The sequence below is a fragment of the Candidatus Pelagibacter bacterium nBUS_49 genome (assembly GCF_051200925.1).
Lineage (GTDB): Bacteria > Pseudomonadota > Alphaproteobacteria > Pelagibacterales > Pelagibacteraceae > Pelagibacter.
Window position 1 is genome coordinate 752657 of record NZ_CP172837.1, and the last position, 24197, is coordinate 776853.

At 29.9% G+C, this 24197-nt stretch carries 28 protein-coding genes, 1 tRNA gene and 1 pseudogene; 14 read left to right on the forward strand and 16 right to left on the reverse strand.

From position 1 onward, the window contains the following. Positions 1-3: 3 nt before the first annotated feature. Positions 4-88, reverse strand: a tRNA-Leu gene (locus ACIJYF_RS04155). Positions 89-189: 101 nt separating this feature from the next. On the opposite strand from ACIJYF_RS04155, the gene ACIJYF_RS04160 reads away from it, so the two are divergent. Genes ACIJYF_RS04160 through ACIJYF_RS04170 form a run of 3 tightly spaced genes read left to right on the forward strand, consistent with a single transcriptional unit; the run spans position 190 to position 1022 of the window. Next, a complete protein-coding gene (locus ACIJYF_RS04160; protein ID WP_435115351.1) occupies positions 190-441 on the forward strand; it encodes a DUF1289 domain-containing protein in 252 nt (83 codons plus the stop codon). Beyond that, positions 434-604 (forward strand): hypothetical protein, encoded by a 171-nt coding sequence (locus tag ACIJYF_RS04165; RefSeq protein WP_435115353.1) that lies wholly within the window; start codon positions 434-436, stop codon positions 602-604. Before ACIJYF_RS04160 ends, ACIJYF_RS04165 begins: the two co-directional genes overlap by 8 nt. Then, positions 591-1022 carry a hypothetical protein gene (locus tag ACIJYF_RS04170; protein ID WP_435115355.1) on the forward strand — a complete coding sequence of 144 codons (432 nt, stop codon included), beginning with the start codon at positions 591-593 and terminating at the stop codon, positions 1020-1022. The genes ACIJYF_RS04165 and ACIJYF_RS04170 overlap by 14 nt, the downstream gene beginning before the upstream one ends. On the opposite strand, the gene ACIJYF_RS04175 is transcribed toward ACIJYF_RS04170, so the two are convergent. Together ACIJYF_RS04175 and ACIJYF_RS04180 are read right to left on the reverse strand one after the other, a co-directional pair. Then, positions 1019-1147 (reverse strand): hypothetical protein, encoded by a 129-nt coding sequence (locus ACIJYF_RS04175; protein WP_435115357.1) that lies wholly within the window; start codon positions 1145-1147, stop codon positions 1019-1021. The genes ACIJYF_RS04170 and ACIJYF_RS04175 overlap by 4 nt on opposite strands. An 11-nt stretch (positions 1148-1158) precedes the next feature. After that, complete coding sequence (locus ACIJYF_RS04180; RefSeq protein WP_435115359.1) at positions 1159-1716, reverse strand: histidine phosphatase family protein; 558 nt, start codon at positions 1714-1716, stop codon at positions 1159-1161. A 2-nt stretch (positions 1717-1718) separates the two neighbouring features. Between ACIJYF_RS04180 and ACIJYF_RS04185 the strand changes: the two genes are divergently transcribed. After that, on the forward strand, positions 1719-2402 hold the full coding sequence (locus tag ACIJYF_RS04185) for a uracil-DNA glycosylase (RefSeq protein WP_435115361.1): 684 nt from the start codon (positions 1719-1721) through the stop codon (positions 2400-2402). 5 nt (positions 2403-2407) lie between these two features. On the opposite strand, the gene ACIJYF_RS04190 is transcribed toward ACIJYF_RS04185, so the two are convergent. Both ACIJYF_RS04190 and ACIJYF_RS04195 read right to left on the reverse strand, forming a co-directional pair. Continuing rightward, entirely contained in the window at positions 2408-3322 is a 915-nt protein-coding gene (locus ACIJYF_RS04190; protein WP_435115363.1) for a hypothetical protein, read from the reverse strand. Positions 3323-3527: 205 nt separating this feature from the next. Then, on the reverse strand, positions 3528-3956 hold the full coding sequence (locus ACIJYF_RS04195; RefSeq protein WP_435115366.1) for a YbgC/FadM family acyl-CoA thioesterase: 429 nt from the start codon (positions 3954-3956) through the stop codon (positions 3528-3530). A gap of 57 nt (positions 3957-4013) precedes the next feature. Here ACIJYF_RS04195 and ACIJYF_RS04200 point away from each other — a divergent pair, with 57 nt between their 5' ends. After that, positions 4014-4157, forward strand: a complete 144-nt coding sequence (locus ACIJYF_RS04200; protein ID WP_435115368.1) for a hypothetical protein — start codon at positions 4014-4016, stop codon at positions 4155-4157. On the opposite strand, the gene ACIJYF_RS04205 is transcribed toward ACIJYF_RS04200, so the two are convergent. From ACIJYF_RS04205 to ACIJYF_RS04230, 6 genes are all read right to left on the reverse strand, one after another. Further along, entirely contained in the window at positions 4154-4804 is a 651-nt protein-coding gene (locus ACIJYF_RS04205) for a DUF3047 domain-containing protein (RefSeq protein ID WP_435115370.1), read from the reverse strand. The two genes, ACIJYF_RS04200 and ACIJYF_RS04205, sit on opposite strands and share 4 nt — an antisense overlap. A 7-nt stretch (positions 4805-4811) precedes the next feature. Next, positions 4812-5558 (reverse strand): SDR family NAD(P)-dependent oxidoreductase, encoded by a 747-nt coding sequence (locus ACIJYF_RS04210; protein WP_435115372.1) that lies wholly within the window; start codon positions 5556-5558, stop codon positions 4812-4814. Between the two features lie 5 nt (positions 5559-5563). Then, positions 5564-7021: a cytosine permease gene (locus ACIJYF_RS04215; protein WP_435115374.1), complete on the reverse strand. Its 1458-nt coding sequence runs from the start codon at positions 7019-7021 to the stop codon at positions 5564-5566. Positions 7022-7047: 26 nt separating this feature from the next. Further along, positions 7048-8382: a TRAP transporter large permease gene (locus tag ACIJYF_RS04220; protein ID WP_435115377.1), complete on the reverse strand. Its 1335-nt coding sequence runs from the start codon at positions 8380-8382 to the stop codon at positions 7048-7050. Continuing rightward, complete coding sequence (locus ACIJYF_RS04225; RefSeq protein WP_435115380.1) at positions 8383-9021, reverse strand: TRAP transporter small permease subunit; 639 nt, start codon at positions 9019-9021, stop codon at positions 8383-8385. A 67-nt stretch (positions 9022-9088) separates the two neighbouring features. Next, entirely contained in the window at positions 9089-10186 is a 1098-nt protein-coding gene (locus ACIJYF_RS04230) for a TRAP transporter substrate-binding protein (RefSeq protein WP_435115382.1), read from the reverse strand. Positions 10187-10336: 150 nt separating this feature from the next. On the opposite strand from ACIJYF_RS04230, the gene ACIJYF_RS04235 reads away from it, so the two are divergent. Genes ACIJYF_RS04235 through ACIJYF_RS04265 form a run of 7 tightly spaced genes read left to right on the forward strand, consistent with a single transcriptional unit; the run spans position 10337 to position 17142 of the window. Beyond that, complete coding sequence (locus ACIJYF_RS04235) at positions 10337-11932, forward strand: GMC family oxidoreductase (protein WP_435115384.1); 1596 nt, start codon at positions 10337-10339, stop codon at positions 11930-11932. After that, positions 11932-12522: a TerC family protein gene (locus tag ACIJYF_RS04240; protein ID WP_435095346.1), complete on the forward strand. Its 591-nt coding sequence runs from the start codon at positions 11932-11934 to the stop codon at positions 12520-12522. Before ACIJYF_RS04235 ends, ACIJYF_RS04240 begins: the two co-directional genes overlap by 1 nt. A 1-nt stretch (position 12523) precedes the next feature. Beyond that, complete coding sequence (locus ACIJYF_RS04245) at positions 12524-13282, forward strand: SDR family NAD(P)-dependent oxidoreductase (protein WP_435115386.1); 759 nt, start codon at positions 12524-12526, stop codon at positions 13280-13282. Further along, complete coding sequence (locus tag ACIJYF_RS04250; RefSeq protein WP_435115388.1) at positions 13267-14070, forward strand: M23 family metallopeptidase; 804 nt, start codon at positions 13267-13269, stop codon at positions 14068-14070. Before ACIJYF_RS04245 ends, ACIJYF_RS04250 begins: the two co-directional genes overlap by 16 nt. A 9-nt stretch (positions 14071-14079) precedes the next feature. Then, a complete protein-coding gene (locus tag ACIJYF_RS04255) occupies positions 14080-14856 on the forward strand; it encodes a fumarylacetoacetate hydrolase (RefSeq protein WP_435115390.1) in 777 nt (258 codons plus the stop codon). Next, positions 14856-16007: a M24 family metallopeptidase gene (locus ACIJYF_RS04260; RefSeq protein ID WP_435115392.1), complete on the forward strand. Its 1152-nt coding sequence runs from the start codon at positions 14856-14858 to the stop codon at positions 16005-16007. The genes ACIJYF_RS04255 and ACIJYF_RS04260 overlap by 1 nt, the downstream gene beginning before the upstream one ends. Positions 16008-16011: 4 nt before the next feature. Continuing rightward, positions 16012-17142 (forward strand): hypothetical protein, encoded by a 1131-nt coding sequence (locus ACIJYF_RS04265; RefSeq protein WP_435115394.1) that lies wholly within the window; start codon positions 16012-16014, stop codon positions 17140-17142. A 10-nt stretch (positions 17143-17152) separates the two neighbouring features. On the opposite strand, the gene ACIJYF_RS04270 is transcribed toward ACIJYF_RS04265, so the two are convergent. From ACIJYF_RS04270 to xsc, 5 genes and pseudogenes are all read right to left on the reverse strand, one after another. After that, positions 17153-18457 (reverse strand): NAD(P)/FAD-dependent oxidoreductase, encoded by a 1305-nt coding sequence (locus ACIJYF_RS04270; protein WP_435115396.1) that lies wholly within the window; start codon positions 18455-18457, stop codon positions 17153-17155. 10 nt (positions 18458-18467) lie between these two features. Continuing rightward, positions 18468-20304: pseudogene (locus ACIJYF_RS04275) on the reverse strand (carbamoyltransferase family protein). A 1-nt stretch (position 20305) separates the two neighbouring features. Next, entirely contained in the window at positions 20306-20455 is a 150-nt protein-coding gene (locus tag ACIJYF_RS04280; protein WP_435115398.1) for a DUF5989 family protein, read from the reverse strand. 1 nt (position 20456) lies between these two features. Continuing rightward, positions 20457-20840: an SxtJ family membrane protein gene (locus ACIJYF_RS04285; RefSeq protein WP_435115400.1), complete on the reverse strand. Its 384-nt coding sequence runs from the start codon at positions 20838-20840 to the stop codon at positions 20457-20459. Then, complete coding sequence (gene xsc, locus ACIJYF_RS04290) at positions 20833-22617, reverse strand: sulfoacetaldehyde acetyltransferase (protein ID WP_435115402.1); 1785 nt, start codon at positions 22615-22617, stop codon at positions 20833-20835. Before xsc ends, ACIJYF_RS04285 begins: the two co-directional genes overlap by 8 nt. Positions 22618-22732: 115 nt before the next feature. Between xsc and ACIJYF_RS04295 the strand changes: the two genes are divergently transcribed. Both ACIJYF_RS04295 and ACIJYF_RS04300 read left to right on the forward strand, forming a co-directional pair. Continuing rightward, the gene (locus tag ACIJYF_RS04295; RefSeq protein WP_435115404.1) at positions 22733-23017 is read left to right on the forward strand and encodes a UxaA family hydrolase; all 285 of its coding nucleotides are present in this window, start codon (positions 22733-22735) and stop codon (positions 23015-23017) included. 4 nt (positions 23018-23021) lie between these two features. Then, the gene (locus ACIJYF_RS04300; protein WP_435089260.1) at positions 23022-24188 is read left to right on the forward strand and encodes a UxaA family hydrolase; all 1167 of its coding nucleotides are present in this window, start codon (positions 23022-23024) and stop codon (positions 24186-24188) included. Positions 24189-24197: the final 9 nt, after the last annotated feature.

The window sequence follows — 24197 nt, forward strand, 5'->3', positions numbered from 1 at the left end:
TAATGGTAGGGCGAAAAGGACTCGAACCTTCACATCCGAAAATATTGGTTCCTAAGACCAACGCGTCTACCAATTCCGCCATCGCCCCACAAATTATGAGGTTTTATATATTATTGAAACTATTTGTCCAATGACAATTAAAGAAAAAATAACTATTTATCTGTTGTAATTTATATTAATTTTAAAAATATGATAATTTCACCATGTATTAGCATCTGTAAAACTGATCCAACCACAGGATACTGTTATGGCTGCGGACGAAATAATGAAGAGAAAAAGACTTGGAAACTTGAAGAGACTACTGGTGATTGGAAATCAAATAATTTAGAAGAGATAAGAAAAAGACTTAGTGGCTGGCAGCTAAATAGTTTTAACGAGTCTTATGAATATAAAATTAATAATGGAATATCCCTTTTTAAAAAGAATTTAAAAAATGAGTAAATCAACAATTGTAATTATAATTTATATTATTGGGTTAGTTTTTGGAGCTTTGGTCTTAGATATCTGGAGTGCCAATACTAGTCCTAAAGCGCTATTAGGTATAAGTTGGACAGCACTATTGCTAATTGGATTATTTTTTACAGAAAAAAATGAAAAAAAATAATTCTATAAAATTTTTTTTAACAATTCTTTTTATTTTTTTTACTTTAAGTAATTTAAAAGCAGAAATTATTATACTTAGCTCATGTGATAATAGTAAAGATGGTTTTTTAAAAAATGAATATATTTTAGATTTAGAAAAATCATTAATGACAAGAAATTTTGTTTATAATTTGAAAACTTTTAAAAAATATAGGATTACTGACTTGACTGTTAAAAAAGAAAATACTTTATCAAGATTTATATACCAAGAGGATAATAAAATTTTAACAGATAAAATTGGTTACCCTCAGTTTTATACCCAGTTATTATTTGAAATAGATAGTCCAAATATTATGATAAAAACTGTTATCAATAATGAAGAAGGTGTTTCCCCAATGTCCAAATGTAAGAAAATGGAAAGATTTGAAAAAGAAAGTTAATTTTTCTTTTTGTTTTTTTTTGAAGAATTTTTATTCTTAATATCAAATCTACTATTCGTAATACTGCTACGATGTTTAGCATAAGCTTGTTTTTGAGCTTGTTTCATAGCTTTTTTGGAAGACATAATAAATAATACTAGTACTCTATTTCAATTGTATCAATAACTTTAAAATCTTTGTTTGAAATTATTATCTCGCCAGAGGATGGCGCATAATTTAAACTTTCTGAAATAACCACATAATGTGTAACGAAAACTAAATTTTTATCTTCATTCCAATTACTAATAAACATTTTGAGTTTTTCCATTTGTGGAGCTTTATTTTTAGCAAATTGAGAACTAAAAAAAGAATTTAAAAAACTCTTTATTTCAAAGTCATTAAAAGCTAGTGACGCTGTTTCTTTGCATCTACACCATTCACTTGAATAAACTTCATCAATCAAAATATTGTTATCTTTAAAGAAAGATCCAATTTTTTTGGCTTGATTTCGACCAGAATTACTTAAATTTCTTTGTGTTTTACAATCATTAATATCAAAATTTTTTGGATCTCCTCCTCCAGGAGCATAAGCGTGTCTAATAAAAATTAATTTTCCTCCCTGTTTAAGTTCATTAATCAAATTCTGATTTAAATCTGCTTTAACTGGAGAATTAATAGTTATAAATATTATTAATAAAAAATTTATAAATTTCATTAATGAGTATTAAATTTAAAAATCTTAAAAAAACAATTACTAAATGTAAAAAATGTCCAAGATTAGTAAAATTTATAAAACAAATTTCTTCTGAAAAAAGAAAACAAAATATCAAAGAAACTTATTGGGGAAAACCAGTGAGTGGATTTGGACACACTAATGCAAAACTTTTGATATTAGGTCTAGCGCCCGCTGCACATGGAGGAACTAGAACAGGCAGAGCTTTTACAGGTGATAAATCTGGAGACTTTTTATTCAAGTGTTTGCATAAAGCTAAAATTTCAAATCAACCTCATTCAATAAGTTTAAATGATGGTTTAAAATTAAACTCTACATATATCACAAATATACTCAAATGTGTTCCGCCAGGAGACAAGCCAAATAGTCAAGAATTAAATAATTGTTCAAAATATTTTGATTTTGAAATTTCAAATTTAAAAAATTTAAAAGCAATTATTGCTTTAGGTAAAGTTGCTTTTGATAGCTGTGTAAAATTTTATAAAAAAAACTATAATTTAAAAAAAAAAATAAAATTTATTCATGGAAAAACATATTCTCTTCCAGGAAATATAACATTAACAGCATGTTATCATCCAAGTCCTAGGAATGTTAATACAAAATTAATTTCTGAAAAAATGATTGTTAGTTTATTTCTAAAAGTTAAAAAAATTTATATTGCAAAGTAAAATTATCAATTCAACCAATTTAAAGACTCAACATCATTGCATGCTAAAATTTCGTTATTTCCTCTCCTTTTAAAAGACTCAAGAAATGAAGATGGAGATAATACCTGATCATAAAATTTTTCTAAATTTTTTTGTTTAGAATTAATTTCATCATCAGACATAATTAACGCTCTATCAATGGAGGCCTTTAAAGTATCAAAATCAGAAAAACAGAGACAATCATCGACAGGTATAATTGGTTTATGTAAATTTGTATAATTTGAAATTGGTATTGCTCGCATTTTAATTCCTTCAATTAAATGATGACAAAGAGGCATGTCAGCACCAGGTGCTGTTAATAAAAACTGACTTTTAGAAATGATTTCAAAATGCTGATTATTTGTTAAATTTGTTTTAGATTTCTTAATAAGTTTGTCATTAATAGATAATACAATTGGGGTTTTTAAAAAATTAATCCTCTTTAAATCTTCATATGATTTTAAAAGAAAAATTTTATCTTTATAATTCTTAATTACAAAATTAATTATCTCAACTCTATTCAATAAACTAATCCCATTCTCATCTACCCATTTAAATTTTCCATACACTTCCTCATTAGTTGATCCAGAGAATAAAATTTTTATTGTTTTTTTATTTTTATTAAAAAAATTTAATTTTGAATAACCTTTATTATAGAGCCTAGGATATATATAGTATGGTAAAACTAAACATTCATTATTATCTTTTCTAAAATAATTTGTGTTAAAATTTAATTCATTTTGACTTGGATTAGTTTTATTAAGATTAAATTTAATTTTATTTTCATTTTTTAAGAAAAAATTTGGTGTTGAGTGTAATAAGAAATTAATAATTCCTATTTTTTTTATAAAGTTTAAAACTGAAAAAGACAGATCATAAGAAAAATTATATTCACTTTTCAAACTATAAAAAAAGTAATTTATAAATCTATTATCTTTTTCATTATAATTTTCAATGTTGATAAAATTTTTTTTTTACTATGAAAAACAAAATTTATTAAAATAAATAAAAATAAAAATCCTTTTTTGAAAAAGAGTTCTATATCTCTAATATAAGATCTTAATTTAGAATATCTTTTAGTTCGAGGATTTTCTAAATCATGCGCCATTAATTATTAATTTTAATGGTGTCACAAAAATAGGGTTTAAAATTATCAAATATTATTTGTGGAACCTTAACTGGTTTACCTTTGTTATTGACAAAAACTAAATGAATTTGCGATTCAGCAATTATATCATTTCCTTTTGTTATAATCTGATTCATGAAAAAAGAAGTTTTGGTGACTGATTTAATAAAAGATCTAATGGTCAATTTATCTTCTAAATATGCTGATTTTTTATATTCTATATTACATGATTTGACGATTATAAGTGCTCCAAACTTATCTTTTATTTGAAGATTACTTAAACCAATAGTTAATAAAGCTTCTGTTCTAGCTCTTTCTAAATACTTTAAATAGTTAGCATAATAGACTACTCCACCAGCATCTGTATCTTCATAATAAACTTTTACATTGTGATAAAAATTTTCATGCATTTTAAAATTCTATCAAAAAAATTAATATTTTAATACAAACTAAGATATAAATAATTAATGAAAATTTATATCATTTGGCTTATTGGTGTAATAGTTTGGAATTTTGGATTTCCCAATGCAGCCCCTACTGCGGATGTTATTGTTGCAGTTCTATTATCTTTCTTGAGTATGGGTTTAAAAAAATGGTTAAAATTTAATTAATCAGCAGAAAAATAAATATTTTGATAATAAGCTATACTTTTTAATTTTGAATTATCAGTATCTGACATAATAGCTAAACCGTCCAATTCATCTACGTCTAGATTGTGAAATTTTTTAAAATCTTCTTTCACATTTGCTTTAACAGTAATCCACTCGTTTAAATTTTCTTTTGTTGAAGTTAAAACATAATCAATTGATTTTTTTGTATATGGACTTGGAGAATTAAAGCCAACATCATTATTACTTGAAAATACATAATTTATAGCTCTATTTGATAATGGAGTTGCTCCAGTTTTTTTTATAGCAAAAACTCTGGCAGCAAAATCATGCCCTTTTTTTGTATTTTCTTTAATGCCATCTAAGCTTTTTTCTATTTTCCAAGTTATGTTTATTATAGGCGTTTTGTTTAGATTAATTACAACTTTCTTTCCAAGTCCTGATGCAGCATTATCTGCAACTGCTTTTAAATAATTTCCATTATCATTTGAACCAACTGAATACTCTGTTTTATTATCAGCACCCCTAACTTTTCTTACTTCTAAATTTGAGAGCTCTGTATCTGTGAATTCAAAAACATTTACTTTATCTGCGTAGCTTGAGCTGGATAAAATAAACAATAAAATTAATATTTTTACAGTAAATTGCATAACTTAATTAGTATGTAGATCTACCACCACTAATATCAAATACTGCTGCTGTTGAAAATGAATTTTCTGCAGAGGAAAGCCAGCAGACTAATGATGTGAATTCATGTATTTCTAAAAATCTGCCTCTTGGAACTTTGGAAAGCATTCTTTGAACATGTTCTTTACTCATTTGATCTAGAATTCTAGTTTTTGCACCAGCAGGAGTTACTGCGTTAACTGCTATATTTTTATCAGCCAATTCTTTACCAAGCGATTTTGTAAGTCCAATAGCTCCAGCTTTACCTGAGCTATAAGCACTTGCGTTAGCATTTCCATCTTTTCCTGCAACAGAGGCTACATTTACTATTCTTCCATAATTATTTTCAATCATACCTGGTACAATTGCTCGGCAACAATTGAACGTTCCCACTAAGTTAATCTGTACAATTTTATTCCACATTTCAACGTCATATTCCCACAAAGGTGCTGTAGGACCTGTAATTCCAGCATTATTGATTAAAATATCTATTTTATTTATTGATGTTATTTCAGTAACGGTGTTTTCAATTTGTGAATAATTTGAAACATCAATTACGTTATAACTTAGGTTTGGATTATTAACCTCACTAGTTGCTAATTTGAGTAATTCTTCATCTATATCCCATATAATTACTTTTGCCCCAGAGTCTAAAAATCTTTTTGCAATATCCAAACCAAAACCTTGGCCACCACCAGTAATTACAGCTGTTTTATTTTTAAAATCAAATTTATTCATTAAAATTATTTTTTAGCTAAAAGATAATAAGTTATTAACGTTACTAATGCACCTATTATCCAAGCATAAGATTGTAAAAACATTAAATTAATATTCCAAATTGTTGACGATGAAAAAATAAAACCAATAACTAAAGAGTATACAGCTTTTATATGCCATCCATTAGAAAAGTAATAAACACTTTCAGCATCTGCTAAATAAATATCTTTATTGTTTATAGTTTTTTCTTTGATTAAATAATAGTCAGCTATCATCAAACCAATTATAGGTCCAAAAAAAGAACCTAGTGTATCCACAAATGATAAAATTCCGATTTGACTTAAGACTGTTAACCATAAAATTCCAATTAAAAAACCAATTGCTGAAATAGTATAACTAGCACTTCTTAATGTTAATTTTTTTGGAAAAAAATTAATAAGCGAATACTGAGATGGTATATAATTAGCAATCAAATTAGTTGAGGCTGAGGCAACAACAATAAATAATAGTGCAATTATTGTTATTTGTAAGTTGTTAAACTTGCCAATTATATCGGTTGGATTGGTAAATATTCTATCTAAATCTTCGAATTTTTGATTTAAAAAAGCGTCAGAACCAATAACTATAAAAACTGTAAAAAAAGAAAATATTATTAAATTTAAAATTAAACTTAAATTACCTTTTTTTAAATCATCCTCACTTTTTACATGTCGTGAAAAATCTCCAAAACTAATTATAATAATTGAAAAATATGCAAATATTGTACCTGCAACAGTTAGAATTGGAGCTATATTATTTGAATTAAAGAAATTATTAAAATCTAAAATATTTATAAACGCATTAGCTGTCATTTTCACATCACTTAACAATACGGTAAAGAAAAAAAGTAATATCCCAGCATAAACAATAATTGCAGAGTAATTGACTAATTTCTTATTAAATTGAGCACCTACACTAAACATTAAAGTTTGAAAAATAATTACAATTATAAATGAGGCCCAATCAACAATATTTAGACCAAGTAAGAAAATTAAAAATATTTCTTGATCTAAAAGGGTGTTATCCACTGAGAAAATTACAATTCTAATTAGATATCCAATTATTTTAGATAAAAAATATGTTTGAACTCCAAACATAAAAATACCAACTATACTTCTAATCAATCCAAAGAGTTCTGCTCCTTTAAACCCTAAAGAAGACCTTAATAAAACAGAAAAAGGTAGTCCATATTTTTGAGATGGTTTTCCAATTAAATTTGAGAAAAAATAAACTAATATTGAACCAAGTATAGTTCCAAAAAAAACTACAAAAGTGTTCAAACTATAAATCGTGTATAATGAAGCAATTAAAGAAAATCCTATGATACTTTGAACATTTACACCCCAAAAGCAAAAAAGATCCTTCCAATCCCACGTTTTATAATTTGGGTTAACTGTTACAAGATCCCAATTTGAAAGAGAGTATTTAACTTTTGGCTGATTCACTAAAATTTATATTAAACTAATAATTTCTACTGTCCATATAGATAGGCAGGTAACCACAATGCGATCTTAGGGAATATAATTATTAACACTAAACCTATTACCTGAATGACCATAAATTGCATCATTCCATAATAAATATCTTTTAAATCCCATTCAGGAACTACACCTTTTAAAAAATATGCTGAGAGAGCAACTGGAGGAGACAGCCAGGCCGTCTGGAGATTGACAGCGACCAAAATTGCAAACCAAGTCAAATTAAACCCTAATGCCTCAACTAAAGGTAAGATTATTGGAATTATAATCATGACAATTGGAACCCATTCTAAAGGCCATCCTAGCAAAAAGATCATCACCATGATCAAAGCTAAGATTAAATACTTATTCATCTCAAGACCTAGCAAAAAGTCAGTTAGCAACATTGGAGTTCCAAGTCTTGAAAAAACTGCACCAAAGAAATTTGAAGCAGCAACTAAAACCATTATTAAAGCTGAAATTTCTAAAGTTTTAACTAATGCATCTTGTAATTTTTTTAATGTTAATTTTTTATATGCTAAAGCCAAAAGTAAAGAACCCATTGCACCACAACCAGCAGCTTCTGTTGGTGTTGCAAAACCAAATAGAATACTTCCGAGTGCTGCAAATACTAATGCTGCAGGTGGAACCAATCCTAAAAAGAACTCAATCCAAACAGCTTTCATGCTTGTTGCTCTAAGCTCTGGTGGTAACACTGGACCCAAACTAGGATCAATCCAACATCTAATAGTTGTGTATGCAGCATAAAGAGTGGCAAGTAAAATCCCTGGGATAATCGCTGCTGCAAATAAATCAGTAACGGGTATTTCCATAATCGGTCCCATTACAACAAGCATAATACTTGGGGGAATTAAAATTCCTAGAGTACCACCAGCAGTAATAGTTCCTGCAGCAAGTCTTACATTGTAACCTGATCTATTCATTGATTTAGCTGCCATAATACCTAAGATAGTAACTGAGGCTCCAACAATTCCTGTAGCAGCAGCAAATACTACTGAAACAAATAATACTGCGTAATATAATGAGCCTCTGACTTTAGCTAACATAAGTTGGAATGCTGAAAATAATCTTTCCATCAACCCTGCTTGTTCCATCATAATTCCCATAAAGACAAAGAGCGGGACGGCGGCTAACGTTTGCTCGGTCATGACCATCGAAAACTGCAAGGTCATCAAGTAAAATACTAGTTTTCCAAAGCCCAAATAACCAAAAACAAAGCCTAAAAAAATTAAAGTAAAGGAAATTGGAAACCCAACAAAAATCGAGAACAACATTACTCCGATTAAAATAAAACCTAAAACTGCTGGATCTATAAATTCAGCTAACATTTATTCTTCCTCTCCTGGCCAAACCCCTTTTGTAGCAGCCCAATAACTTTTAAATAATTCTGAAACTCCCTGGATTATTAAAAAAACTATTCCAAACCATAAAGAAGCTTTTATTGGCCACATATATGGCATCCAAGCGGTATCCATACCTCTTTCACCTCTCATAATAAACTCTTGGACAAATCCAGTAGTCATATAAAGAAAGACAATTAAACCTGGAAAATAAAATAATAAGTACAACCAGAAGTCTATTCTGCCTTGCGTTTTTGTTTTGAAATTTCTGTATAAAAAATCTGCTCTAATATGAACACCTTTTGACAATGCATATCCAGCACCAAGCATAAATAAAGCACCATACATAAATCTACTCATGTCATAGGCCCACATTGTAGGTGCAGTGAATAGTTTTCTTGCTAAAACTTCATAAGTCATAGCTAAAATTAAAGGTACTGTTATCCAACAAACAACATTTCCTACCCGCTTACTAAATAAATCAATTTTTGTAATTGAGGATGCCATCCATGTAGGCATGCTCTTAGGCATTGGTCCAGAACCACCCCTTCTTTCAGCTATCATCTCATCAGAGATATCTAGTTTCATAGGTTTGATAGGTTTTTTTGGTTTGTGGTTTCTTGGCATTTAAAATTCTTAAGTAATTAAAAATAAAGCGGGCAATTAATTGCCCGCTTTATAATGTATTTTAATACTATTTTAATGTTTCTGCGTGAGCCATTCCTAGCTTCGCATTAGACATTTGAGATCCAGACCAGAATGGTACTGCAATGTCAGCAAAGTCTTTTTGAGACTGCCATACTTTTGCAAAGAATTTATTCTTTGCAGCATTAGTCTCTAAAGATTTTTTAGCTGCAGCCATGTACGCTGGAAAATAGTCTGCTGGAGTGTCATGTAAAATAACACCATGCTTACCTGTAAGTTCAGCTAAAGCTTTTCCATTTTCGTATATTCTGTAACTCATTGATTTTGATAGAGATGCGTTCGCAGCAACTTCTAAAGCTTTCTTCTCTAAAGCAGACATCTTTTTGTATTTAGAGCCTGTAATATAGAAGTCAGCATTTACTACTACTTGGTGAAGACCTTGTAGGTAGTAATGTTTTAGAACTTTCTGGAAACCGAATGTCATGTCAGGTTTTGGACAACACCATTCAGCAGCATCAATTGTTCCTGCTTCAAGAGCTGGTAGAATATCTCCACCACCCATTGCAACAGACGCTACACCGATATCTTTATAAGTTTGTCCTGGAATTCCTGGAGGAGTTCTGAACTTATACTTTCTAAAGTCAGCCATGCTATTAATTGGCTCTTTGAACCAACCTAAAGCCTCTGGACCTACTGGTTGTAACATGAAACCTTTGATATCTCTTCCCATCTCAGACCATAGTTGGTCGTAAAGTTCTTTACCACCACCATATTGGAACCAAGATAAAAATGCGATGTTATCAATACCAACACCTGCACCTGCTACTGGCGAACCAAATAACATAGCTGCTGGGTGATCACCTGACCAATAGTGAGTCCAAGCGAAACCACAATCGATAAGACCTTTATCAACTGCATCTAAAGTTTCTTTTACACCTACTACTGCTCCTGCTGGCATAATTTCAAACTTAAGTGAACCTTCTGTTAGTTCAGTAACTGTGTCAGTGAAATCTTTTAACATTTTCACTTCATCAGCTTTTGCACTAATTACAGTTTGGCACTTAAGAGTTTGTGCAGAATTTGCTCCTGTAACTGTCATAACAGTTAAAAGAAGAGTTCCTACAACTAATGATATGATTTTTTTCATATTGTATTTTCCCTCTCTGTGTTTTTTTATAAAAAAAGTACAATCTCAAATTTTTAAAAGTTAAACAAGGGTTAATATTGATTTATTAAACACTTTCTATGTAAATTTGTTATTATTTAAAAAATTTTAACTTATAAAGGTTCTAATCTAATGGATAAATTTGATTTCATAATTTTGGGCGCTGGATCTGCAGGATGTGTGCTTGCTAACAGATTATCTGAAAATCCTAATCATAAAGTTTTACTTTTAGAAGCTGGCGGCAAAGATAATTATCCATGGATACATATCCCTGTTGGATATTTTAAAACAATGCACAATCCTAATACAGATTGGTGTTATCGAACAGAACCAGATGAAAGTATGAACAATATTTCAATAAGATATCCAAGAGGTAAAACTTTAGGGGGCAGCTCTTCAATTAATGGATTACTTTATATAAGAGGACAACATCGAGACTACGATCTTTGGAGACAATCAGGAAATACTGGCTGGGGTTGGGACGATGTTTTACCTTATTTTATAAAAGCTGAAAATCAAGAAAGAGGTAAAAGTGAATTTCATGGAATTAATGGGCCATTATCAGTTTCAGATCAAAGAATACATCTTCCTTTATTGGATGAATTTCAAAACGCAGCTGAAGAATTTGGTATTCCTAAAACTAAAGACTTTAATACTGGTGACAATCATGGATGTGGTTATTTTCAAGTAACTCAAAAAGATGGTTTTAGATGTAGCACATCTGTCGGGTACTTAAATCCAATCAAAGATAGAAATAATTTAAAAATTATTACTAATGCGCATGTAAAAAAAATTAACTTTGTAGATAAAACAGCTAAAGAAGTAGAATTTTGGGAAGGTAATGAACTAAAAAAAGTTGAAGCTAATAGAGAAATTATCCTCTCTTCAGGAGCCATTGGTTCACCTCAAATATTGCAAGTATCAGGAATAGGAAATCCAGGAAAATTAAAAAAATTAGGGATAAATTTAGTGCAAGGATTAAATGGAGTTGGTGAAAATTTACATGACCATTTAATGTTAAGACCAATATATAAAGTTCATGGACTAAAATCTCTTAACAAAAAAATTAATAGTTTGTTTGGTAATTTGATGATTGGATTAGAGTATGTGTTTAACAGAAGTGGCCCAATGACAATGGGTGCCAGTCAACTTTGTATGTTTGCCAAAAGTGATCCTTCTTTGGAATTGCCAGATTTGCAGTGGCATGTTCAACCAATGAGTATGGATACATTGGGTGCTACTAAAAACCATGATTTTCATGCCTTTACCCCTACTGTTTCAAATATAAGACCTACAAGCAGAGGTTACGTGAGCATTGTAGACCAAGATTCAAGAACTTATGCTAAAATTAAACAAAATTACCTTTCAACTGATCACGACAGAATGGTTGCAGCAAGAGGATTAAAATTAACAAGAAAAATTATTTTAGAATCTGAAACTTTTAAAAAATATGCACCAGAAGAATATAGACCTGGAATAAATATTAATGATGATGAAGAATTAGTTAAAGAAGCTTCAAATTATGCACAAACTATATTTCATCCAGTTGGAACTTGTAAAATGGGTCAAGATGATATGTCGGTAGTTGACGAAAAATTAAAAGTTAGAGGTGTTAACAATTTAAGAGTAATTGATGCTTCGATTATGCCCAATATCACTTCAGGAAATACAAATGCACCAACAATAATGATTGCAGAAAAAGGCGCACATATGATATTAAGCAGCTAATGTTTTCAGAATTATTTGGAGCTGAACAGCTCGTTATTTTAAGTCAAATTATATTTATAGATTTAGTACTAGCAGGTGATAACGCAATTATTATTGGTATGGTTGCCTCAAAATTTCCAGTGGAGCAAAGAAAAAAAGTAATTTTTTGGGGCATAGGTGGTGCTGTAATCTTAAGGATTATCTTAACAATGTTAACGGCTTACTTACTACAAATTACAGGATTAAGACTAATTGGAGGATTATTATTACTTTATATTGTCTACAAACTTTATGTTGATGTGATCAAAGGTCAATCTAATGAAGAAGATATAAAAGTTGATAATTCAAGCTTCATGAAAGCTATATGGACAGTTTTATTGGCTGATTTTACAATGAGTCTAGATAATGTACTAGGTGTAGCAGGAGCTGCTGGGGATCATTACGTATTATTAATTTTTGGATTAGCTTTATCAATTATTTTAATGGCTACTGCTGCAAATTTAATATCTAGATGGATTAATGAGTATAAGTGGATTGCTTGGGTTGGATTAATTGCTATTCTGGTAGTTGCTATAGAATTAATCTATACAGACTTAAAATTATTTATTTAATATGTATTTACAAAAAATTAACTTAAAAAATAAATACGCATTAGTAACAGGTGCTGGTAAAGGCTTAGGTAGAGCTTGCTCTATTGCCTTGGCTGAAGCAGGCGCAACAGTTATTGCTTTAAGCAGAACTTCATCTGATTTAGATAAATTAGAAAAAGAGATAAAAAAAGTTAAAGGCAAAATTGTTAAAGTTCCATGTGATGTAATGAACTATAATGATTTAAAACAAGAGATAGAAAAGATTAAGATTATAGATGTTCTTGTTAATAATGCGGGAACTAATATTCCTGAACCATTTGAAAAAATCAAACAACAAAGTATGAACTACTTAGTTGATTTAAACCTTAAAGCAGCTTTTAATGTTGCTCAACTTGTGGTTAAAAAAATGTTAAAAAATAAAAATAGACCTGGTTCAATAATCAACATGTCTTCTCAATTAGGCCATGTTGGCATGAGTGGTAGAAATGTCTACAACATGACTAAATTTGGTATTGAAGGATTGACCAAAGGTATGGGTGTTGAGCTGGCTAAAAATAATATTAGAGTTAATACTGTAGCACCTACTTTTGTTGAGACACCAATGGTTAAAAACTTTTTCAAAAATAAAAAATTTAAAAAATTAGCTTTAGGTAATATTCCATTAGGGAAAGCTGCAACAGAGAGTGATATTGCAACATCAGTTTGCTTCTTAGCTTCATCAGCTTCTTCAATGATCACAGGAACATCAATAGTAATAGATGGCGGATGGACAGCTCAATAATTTACAGATTTTTTTTAGTATTATTAATTTTTACAACATCACAAGTAAGCGCAATTGAGTTTAAAGGAAATTTTACTCAAGGCCATTTCATTTTAGGTAAAACGGATCCAAAAGCTCAAATTAAAGTTAATAAGAAAGATGTAAAAGTATCTGAGGATGGTTTTTTTGTTTTTGGAATTGATAGAGATAGAAAGTTTGATCTAACTTTTACTAAAAATTTAAATGAAAAAAAATCAATAATTACAAAAAAAGTTTTAAAGAGAGAATATAATATCCAAAGAATTGATGGGCTTGCAGAAAGTAAAGTAACTCCACCAGAGTCGGTTTATAAAAGAATTAAAAAAGAAAATAATGCCATTGGTGAAGCTAGAGCTATAAATTCTGATCTAATCTTTTTTAAAGAAAAATTTATTATGCCAGTAGAAGGAATTATTAGTGGTGTTTATGGTAGTCAAAGAATATTAAATGGCAAGCCTAGATGGCCTCATTATGGAATTGATATAGCCGCAAAGTTAGGAACAATGATAAAATCTTCTGGAGCTGGAATAGTTACAATGGCAGAAGATGATTTGTATTATACAGGTGGTACAATCATTATGGACCATGGTCATGGTATATCAACAATTTATTCTCACCTTGAAAATGTTTTAGTTTCAGTTGGAGATAAAATAAATCAAGGAGATATAATAGGTACAGTTGGATCAACGGGAAGATCGACTGGTCCTCATTTAGATTTTAGAATTAATTGGTTTCAAACAAGACTTGATCCTATGTCTGTATTAAAATAATAAAATTAAATGAAAAAAACATTTAAAGATGAACTTTCTGATAAATTAGTCAAAGCTTTTCTAAAAAATAAGATTATTTCAGCAATACCTAAAGAATTTACAAAAAAACTTACTGAAGCAGATAAATTTAGAAAACTGTGTGAAAGTAAAATTAAAGAACCAGTAATTGGATATAAAGTTGGTGGAACTGGTATTCCTTTATTAAAAAAATTGAAAGAAAAAGAACCATTTTACGCATCTGTTTACAAAAGAAATTTTTTAAAAAGTGGTAAACGAGTTAAAATAAATAAATCAACTTTAGGCATTGAGCTTGAAGTTTGTTATTTAATTAAAAAGTCTTTTTTTTCTTCTAAAGGATTAATTACAAGCAAAAATGTTACAAAATTCATATCTCATATGAGTTCGTGTATAGAGGTTGTTGGCTATAGACAAAAAAGAAAAGGAATTACCTCTTTTGGAGATTTAAGTAGTGATTTTGGTGGAAATGTTAAGTTTTTAATTGGTCAAAAGAAAAAGTATAAAAAAATTAACATTGGAAATTTAAAAACAAATATTTCTAACAAAAAAATTAAGCAAAGTGTTAACGGAAATACTAATGCTGTATACATTAACCCACTTAATTCATTAAGATTTGTTCTAAATAAAGTTAAAAAGGACAAAGTTGATTTAGGACAAGATTTTTATGTATTCACTGGTTCTACTGTAGGTGTAGTTCCTATTCTAGGCAAAGGTTTATATACCGGTAAAATTGATAAATTAGGATCAGTAAAAGCGATTATTTCTTAATGGCACTTCATTTTAGCAAAGAAGAATTTTCCAAAAGAAAACAAGATGTTTTAAAATCTATGAAAGAGCAGAATTTAGATGCTCTTTTAATGTTTAGACAAGAGTCAATGTATTGGCTTACAGGATACGATACATTTGGATATGTTTTTTTTCAAACTTTAGTTTTAGATAAAAAAGGAAATGTAATTTTATTAACTCGTACACCTGACTTTAGACAGGCACAAAATACATCAAACATTCAAGATATAAGAATTTGGATTGATAAAGATGGGATTAATCCAACAGATAATCTTAAAATAATTTTAGATGAACTTGGTCTAAAAAATAAAAATTTAGGTATTGAATATGAAGCTTACGGAATGACAGGGCGTACCGCTTTAAAATTAAATAAATCCTTAGAAAATTATTGTAAAGTTGAAGATCAATCTGAACTGATAACAAAACTAAGAGTTATAAAATCTAATGAAGAATTGGTTTATGTAAAACAAGCAGCTGAGCTTGCAGATAGAGCTTTGGATGAAGCTTGGAAATATGCAAAAGCTGGCGCTAATGAAGCAAAAATTTTAGCTGAAATGCAAAGAGCAGTACTTGAGGGTGGTGGTGATTATCCTGCTAATGAATATATTATAGGCTCAGGTGATAATGCTTTGCTTTGTAGGTACCAAGCTGAAAAAAGAAAATTATCAGAAACAGATCAACTAAGTTTGGAATGGGCTGGTACTTATAAACATTACCACTCTGCAATGTTTAGAACTATTCCTATAGGAAAAGCAGACCCCAAACATATAAAAATGCATGAAGCTTGTATTGAAGCTTTAACCAACTGTGTAAACACTTTGGTTCCAGGAAAAACTGCAGGTGATGTTTTTGATATTCACGCATCGACTTTTGATAATTTGGGATTTAATAAAGCAAGAATGAATGCGTGTGGATATTCGTTAGGTTCAACTTTTTCACCTAATTGGATGGATTGGCCAATGTTATACACTGGTAATCCATATAAAATTGTTCCAGGTAATGTTTTTTTTATGCATATGATATTGATGGACTCAGATAGTAATTTGGCAATGAATTTAGGTGAAACCTATTTGGTTACAAAAAATGGTAATGAAAGATTAGGAAAACAAAAACTTGATCTAGTAATTCTATAATTTAATGCGAACTTTTTTTATTGTTACATTCCTCATCTTGACTATTGATTTTTTAATTACCTCATTTTTTTTAAAAAAAACTGATGTTTGGAAAAACGATCAATGGCAGGATAAATATTATAGAATTAAATCAGATATATATCATCACGATTTAATGCCAAATATTGAAGTAATTGAAAGCTGGGGTGGAAAATTAAAAAGAAAAATAATTACAAACTCAATTGGTTTCAGAGATTCGGAACAAAAAAAAATAGATAAATCTTCAAATAAAAAAAGAATACTTTTAATCGGAGACTCATTTATTGAAGGTTCTGGTTATGATTATGATTACACATTAGCAGGACTACTCTCATCAGAACTTGGGGATGAATACGAAATTTTAAATAGCGCTGTAGAGTCTTATTCACCAAGTATTTATTTTAAAAAAATTCAACATTATTTATCCCTTGGATATAAATTTGATCAAGCATTAATTTTTTTAGATCTTTCAGATATCTACGATGAATTATTTATAAAATTTGATGAAAATGAAAACATTATTGCTGAAACATCAATAAATAAGCTATCACTAGAAAGAAAAATAAAAAATAGAGCCTATGCTTTAGGAGAAATACTAAGAGACAATACAATTACATTTAGATTTTTATATTTGGTATCAGATAATACAGAAATTTTCAAAAATTATCTTAAACTTAAGATTAAAGCATCAAAATTTTTAAATAAAAGTTTCTTAAAAACAAGTAGAGATGACACGATGTATTATCGTATGACACACATTGATAGAGGTTTTTGGACATTTAACGATGAAAAATATTTAGAAGTACAAGAAGGAATAAAACAAAGTGAAAAGTATCTAAAAAAATTATTTAAGCTCTTAGATAATAATAATATAGAATCACATTTAATTATCTATCCTTGGCCTACGCAAATCCAATTTGGAGATGAAAGACATGCTACACACTGGGAAAAATTTAGTAAATCTAACAATATAAATTTTCTCAATTTATATAGTCTTTTTAACAAAACACAAAAAAGAGAAACAATTTTTAACAATTTCATTTATGGAGATATTCATTGGAATAAAAATGGAACCAATAAAATTTCTAGAGAAATATTAAATAAAATTAATTTTTAGATAATTGAATTTAGATATCTGATCTAGCTTTATAACGTTCATAAATTAATCTTGTTTTAACTCCAAAATTTAAAAAGGGCTGAGGAGGTAGCCATGTTGGTTTATTTCTTGCCTCTATAGTTTCTATTTCTTTTGAATTTTCCTCACAAGCTTTAATTGCAATTTGTTCACCAAATAAAGTACCAACACCTATACCAGAACCATTATAGCAACCAGCAGCAAAAATATTATTATCAATTTTTTCAAATACTTGAGAACTATTTCTTGTTCTAGACACGATCCCAGACCATGATGATTGAATAATATCTTCCGGTAATTGTGGAAATCTTTTTTTAATTCCAAGCTTATGATTGATTACTCTTTTTTTTAAATTTAAATTCGACATTTTAAAAGTATTGTGTACTTCTGCAGTATTTCTTATTAAAATTCTTCTATCTTTGGTCATTCTAATTGTTGCACCCATCGGTCTAACAGGTAACACACCCCATTCTTTTGGCTTACCAATTGAGTTAAATTCACTGTCACTTAATTGTTTGGTCATACTAGCTGTTAATGTAATTGGAAAATTATAATTTGATTTAATTCCTAATGATTTTAAAAAACCATTAGTAGCAAAAATTATTTTTTTAGTTAAAATTTTTCCATATTGAAATTTACAAGAAATAAAATCTTTTTTTTTATTCCAATCTAATAAGCAAGAATTTTCATACAATATAACATTATCAGGTAAAACATCGATCATAGCTCTAACTAATTTTCCAGGGTGCAATAAAATTCCTCCTTTTGTATGTAGGGCCGTATTGTAAAAATTAGTTCCTAATCTCTTTGATAATTTTTCTTTAGAAAGTAAATTATGTTCAAAACCTAATTTGGAGAGTGTGTCTGAAAAATTCTGTAAAATTTTTTTATCATCAGTTCTTGAGGATGCAAAATATTTTCCACATTCATTCCAATCACAATCAACCTGATATTCGCTGATAAATTTTTTTATAGTATCTATTCCAAGTTCGTAAATATCAGCTTTTTTTTTATAACTTTCTAATTGTTTATTTGATGTAAAACCATCGTTAAGAGTAGTATCTACTAAATACCCTGAATTTCTACCACTTGCACCCTCACCTGCTAATTGGGCATCAATAATTATAATTTTTTGATTTGGATATAATTGAGCTAATTTTCTTGCGGCTGACAAACCAGTGTAACCAGCACCTATAATAAGCCATTCACAATCATCATTTGATTTAAGAGTTTTTATATTTGTTCTTGGAGTTAAATCATTAATCCAGCTACAAGTGCTATCATTTACTATCTTCATGAAAGCAAGTTTAATCTAATTCGAATTCTTTTGCATAGTCCTTTTTAAGACTAGAAGTCTTGTTTTTTTTTATCCAATATACATTTACCAATAACTAAATAATCTAATTCTGTGCCCATAAAACAATTAAAAGCATCAGTTGGTGTGTTTACAATTGGCTCCCCTCTTACATTGAATGATGTGTTTACAATTACTGGACATCCAGTTTTTTCTTTGAATTTGGAAATTAAATCATAATAAGGTTTATTGTTTTTTTGAGTTACTGTTTGAATTCTAGCAGAATAATCAACATGAGTTACCGCTGGTATTTCAGATCTCTTAATATTTAATTTATCTATTCCAAAAAGTTGCTCTTCTTCCTCTGTCATTTTTATTTTTTTTTCATCATTAATATTTGCTACTAACAACATATAAGGACTTTCAACATTGAGATTAAACCAATTTGATAAATCTTCTTTAAGAATTGAAGGCGCAAAAGGTCTAAAACTTTCTCGATACTTTACCTTTAAATTTAAGTTTTTTTGCATTTTTTCAGATCTTGGGTCCCCCAATATTGACCTTCCTCCTAAAGCCCTTGGTCCAAATTCCATCCTACCTTGAAACCAACCTATCGCTTTTTGATTACTTAAATATTCTGAAGTTTGGTTTATTAATTTTTCATAATCAACTGTTTCATAGATGGCTCCAATTGATTTAAGCTCCTCTTCTATTTGATTTTGAGTAAACTCAGGACCTAAATAAGATCCATTCATATCATCATTTGAATTAATTTTTCTTTCATTGCCTTGGTCTAAATGCCATAAAGCTAAGGCAGCGCCTAACGAACCACCCGCATCACCAGCAGCAGGCTGTATCCATATATTATCAAAAATTTTTTCTTCTAAAATTTTACCATTTGCAACACAATTTAAAGCTACTCCTCCAGCTAAACATAAATTTTTTATATTGTACTCTTTTTGTATCGATTTCGATAAACTAATCATAATATTCTCTGTAACTTTTTGTATTGAAGCAGCAATATCCATATGAAACTGAGTTAATTGTTCTTGTTTAGGATTTCTTGGCTTATGACCAAATAAATTGTGAAATTTACTATTGGTCATAGTTAATCCAGTAGCATAATTAAAATAATCTTGATTTAATCTAAAAGTTCCATCATTTTTTATATCAATTAATTTATATATCTTTTCCTCGTAAATTGGACTTCCATAAGGCGCTAAACCCATCAGTTTATACTCACCGCTGTTTACTTTAAATCCAGTATAATAAGTAAAAGCTGAATATAATAAACCAAGAGAATGTGGGAAATGAATCTCTTTTTTAATATCTAATTTATTTCCTTTGCCAATTGCAACTGTTGTAGTTGCCCACTCTCCTACGCCATCAGCAGTTAAGACTATAGCCTCTTCAAAAGGCGAGGGGAAAAAAGCACTTGCTGCATGACTTAAATGATGATCTGAAAAGAATATATTTTCATCAGATGTATAATTATTGTCATGTTCTTTAAGTTTATTAAATAATAAATTTTTTTGAAAAAGTTTTTCTTTAATCCACAAAGGCATAGCTTTACTAAAAGAAACAAATCCTTTTGGTGCAAAGGCAACATAAGTTTCTAAAAGTCTCTCAAATTTTAAAAAAGGTTTTTCAAAAAAAACAATTTGATCAACCTCACTTAGTTTTAAATTTGCATAATTTAGTGCAAACTCAATGGCATTATGAGGATAGCTAGAGTCATGTTTTTTTCTTGTAAAACGTTCTTCTTGAGCAGCAGCAATAATTTCTCCATCTTTTAAAATACATGCAGCACTATCATGATAAAATGCTGATATACCTAAAATTGATGGCACGTTAAAAAATAGTATAAATAAATGGAGCTACTGCAGAACCTTGACTTAAAATGATTAATCCCCCAAATAAAACAAGAACTATAATTATTGGTAAAAGCCAATATTTTTTTCTTATTTTCAAAAATTCCCAAAATTCTTTTATAAAACTCATTTTAAAATTGATTTTTCATTTTACTTTTTGGATCGGTCTTTTCAATCCAATAAGAATTACTCTCATTAAACTTTAAATTTAATATATCTTTTTTTAGCATTCTCATTAAAAAGCCTATAGGTGCAACTACTAAAAAAAAAATTAATCCAATGACTATGGGGGAAATCATTTTTCCAAGAAAAATACCAAATTTAAACCAAAGCTTGTTTAATGGAGTTAAAATTTTTGAGTTAATAATTCCAAAAATTAAGAAAAATAATGAAACTAAAACAGACCAAATCCTAACTTCACCTTGATTAATTAAAGGATAAAAAGCAATTAATACAAAAACTATAAAAAAAACTATTCCAAAACTACGATTAGAACTGATTTTAATATCATCCATTTAAAGATTGTTGTGGTTTCATATCTGCTTTGTTAATACCGGCTACTTTAACAGGTTTTTTCATAGCATCTCTTCTAAATGGTTCACCAAGCTCTTGGTTCAGAATTACTTCTATAAATGTTGTAATTCCTTTCTTTTGATCTTCACAAGATTGCTTGATAGCTGCTGTAGTTTCTTCCATCGTTCTAACAGAAACTCCTTTTAATCCACATGCATCAGCGACTTTTGCATAACTTAATTCTGGGTCCAACTCTGTTCCAACAAAATTATCATCAAACCAAAGAGTTGTGTTTCTTTTTTCAGCACCCCATTGATAATTTCTAAAGATAACCATTGCAATTGCTGGCCATTCTTCTCTGGCACATGAGCTCATTTCATTCATACTGATACCAAAAGCACCGTCACCAGCAAAACCTATTACCGGAGTATCTGGACAACCGATTTTTGCACCTAAAATTGAAGGGAAGCCATAACCACAAGGACCAAATAATCCTGGAGCTAAATACTTTCTTCCTTTTTCAAATGTTGGATATGCATTACCAATTGCACAGTTGTTTCCAATGTCACTTGAGATAATAACATCTTCAGGCATCCCTGCTTGAATTGCTCTCCAAGCTTGTCTGGGAGACATTCTATCTGAATCTCTTTTTCTTGCTTCTTCGTTCCAAACTGTACCTTCATCATCGTCCTCATGATCAAGACTTGATAATTTTTGTAACCAAGCTGATTTAGTTTGATGAATAATATCTTTTCTTGCTTGTCTATCAGTGTCACCTGCTGTCGGTGAAAGTTGAGCTAAGAGTTGTTGTGCAACTAATTTTGCATCACCACAAATTCCAACTGAAACTTTTTTGGTTAAACCAATTCTATCTGAATTCATGTCTACTTGAATGATACTTGCATCTTTTGGCCAGTAATCCATTCCATAACCTGGCAAAGTTGAAAAAGGATTAAGTCTTGTTCCTAATGCTAATACAACGTCAGCTTTTTGAATTAATTCCATTCCTGCTTTTGAACCATTATATCCTAATGGGCCAGCCGCTAATGGGTGACTTCCTGGAAAACTATCATTGTGTTGATATCCAGAACAAACTGGTGCATCTAATTTTTCAGCAAGTTTTTTACAATCTTCAATAGCTCCACCAATTACAACACCTGCGCCTGATAAAATTACTGGAAATTTTGCATTGGATAATAAGTCTGCTGCTTTTTTAATTGCATCTACTCCTCCACCTTGAGTTTCCAATCTTACGATTGGCGGTAAGTCAATATCAATTACCTGTGTCCAATAATCTCTTGGAACATTTATTTGTGCTGGGGCTGAACCTCTAATTGCTTTTTCAATAACTCTATTTAAAACCTCGGCCATTCTTGAAGGGTCTCTAACTTCTTCTTGATAACAAACCATATCTTTAAATAAATTCATCTGCTCAACTTCTTGGAAACCACCTTGTCCCATAGTTTTATTTGCAGCCTGAGGTGTAACTAATAACAATGGAGTATGATTCCAATATGCCGTTTTAATAGGTGTGACTAATCCAGTAATTCCAGGTCCGTTTTGTGCAATAACCATTGACATTTTACCAGTGGCTCTTGTGTAACCATCTGCAATTAATCCACCATTAGTTTCATGAGCAACATCCCAAAAAGTTATCCCAGCATCTGGAAAGATATCTGAAATTGGCATAAAAGCAGATCCAATAATTCCGAATGCGTGTTCAATTCCGTGCATTTGTAAAACTTTTACAAAAGCTTCTTCTGTTGTCATCTTTGTCATAAAACTAGAACTCCTCTAAAGTGTAAATTTAAAATATTTAAAAATCGTTTGTTAATTTTTGCGATTAATATATAAGATTTTACAAATTTCAAACAAACAAATCGACACAATAAATATGGCTACAGACATTATAATTCATGATAAAAAAGACAACGTAGGAGTAATTGTTATTGAAAAAATCACTCCAAAACAAGACTGTGCTTGCTGGATAATGGAAGATGACAGTTCAACAAATATTCAATCAGTAGATGAAATCCCTTTAGGACATAAAATTGCTATGATTGATCTTAATGAGGGTGACACAATCCTTAAATATGGTCATGATATAGGTAAAGTGGTTAAATCAATTAAAAAAGGTGAACATGTTCATGTTCACAATGTAAAAACAAAGAAGTGGTAGTAGTATGGAAATTCCAAAAAGTTTTTTAGGTTATAAAAGAGAAAATGGCAGAGCTGGTACAAGAAATCATGTAATTATTCTTCCAGTTGATGATATTTCAAATGCATGCGCAGAAGCAGTAGCAAATAATATTAAAGGTACAATAGCTCTACCCCATTCATATGGAAGACTGCAATTTGGAGCTGATTTAGAACTTCATTTTAGAACTATGATTGGAACTGGCTGTAACCCGAATGTTGCTGCAGTAATTGTTATTGGTATTGAGCCAAAATGGACTAAAAAAATTGTAGATGGAATTGCTAAAACTGGAAAACCAGTTGAAGGATTTCATATTGAGAGAACTGGTGACATTGGAACAACAATGAAAGCCTCTAAAAAGGCTCAAGAATTTGTAATGTGGGCTTCAGAAAAACAAAGAGAAGAGTGCCCAATGAGCGATCTTTGGATCTCAGTAAAATGTGGAGAGTCTGATACAACATCTGGATTAGCCGCTAACCCAACAGTTGGTAATCTAATGGATAAATTAGAGCCAATGGGTGTTCATTTGTGTTTTGGAGAAACATCTGAATTAACAGGTGCTGAACAAGTTTGCGCTACTAGAGGTGCAACACCAGAGGCTTCTGATAAATTCATGAAAACTTGGAATTCTTACAATGATTTTATTTTAAAAGAAGCAACAGATGATCTTTCAGAAAGTCAGCCAACAGCTGGAAATATTGCAGGTGGATTGACTACTATTGAAGAAAAAGCTTTTGGAAATTTCCAAAAAATTGGAAATTGTAAATTTATTGATGTTTTAGAGCCCGCAGAAGAACCAACTAAAGGTAAAGGTTTATACTTTATGGATACATCTTCAGCAGCAGCAGAATGTGTAACACTTCAAGCTGCAGCAGGTTTTAACATTCATTTATTCCCAACAGGTCAAGGTAATATTGTTGGTAATCCAATTGAGCCGGTTGTTAAATTAACTGCAAATCCATTGACTGTTAAAGGTATGGGAGAACATATTGATTGTGATGTTTCAAAAATCTTAACTCGTGAAATGAATATGTCTCAAGCTGGAGATGAATTAATCAAAACTACTTTAAGAGTAGCTAATGGAAGATTAACTTGTGCAGAAGCTTTAGGTCACAAAGAATTTGTGATGACTAAACTTTACAGAAGTGCTTAATCAAATCTA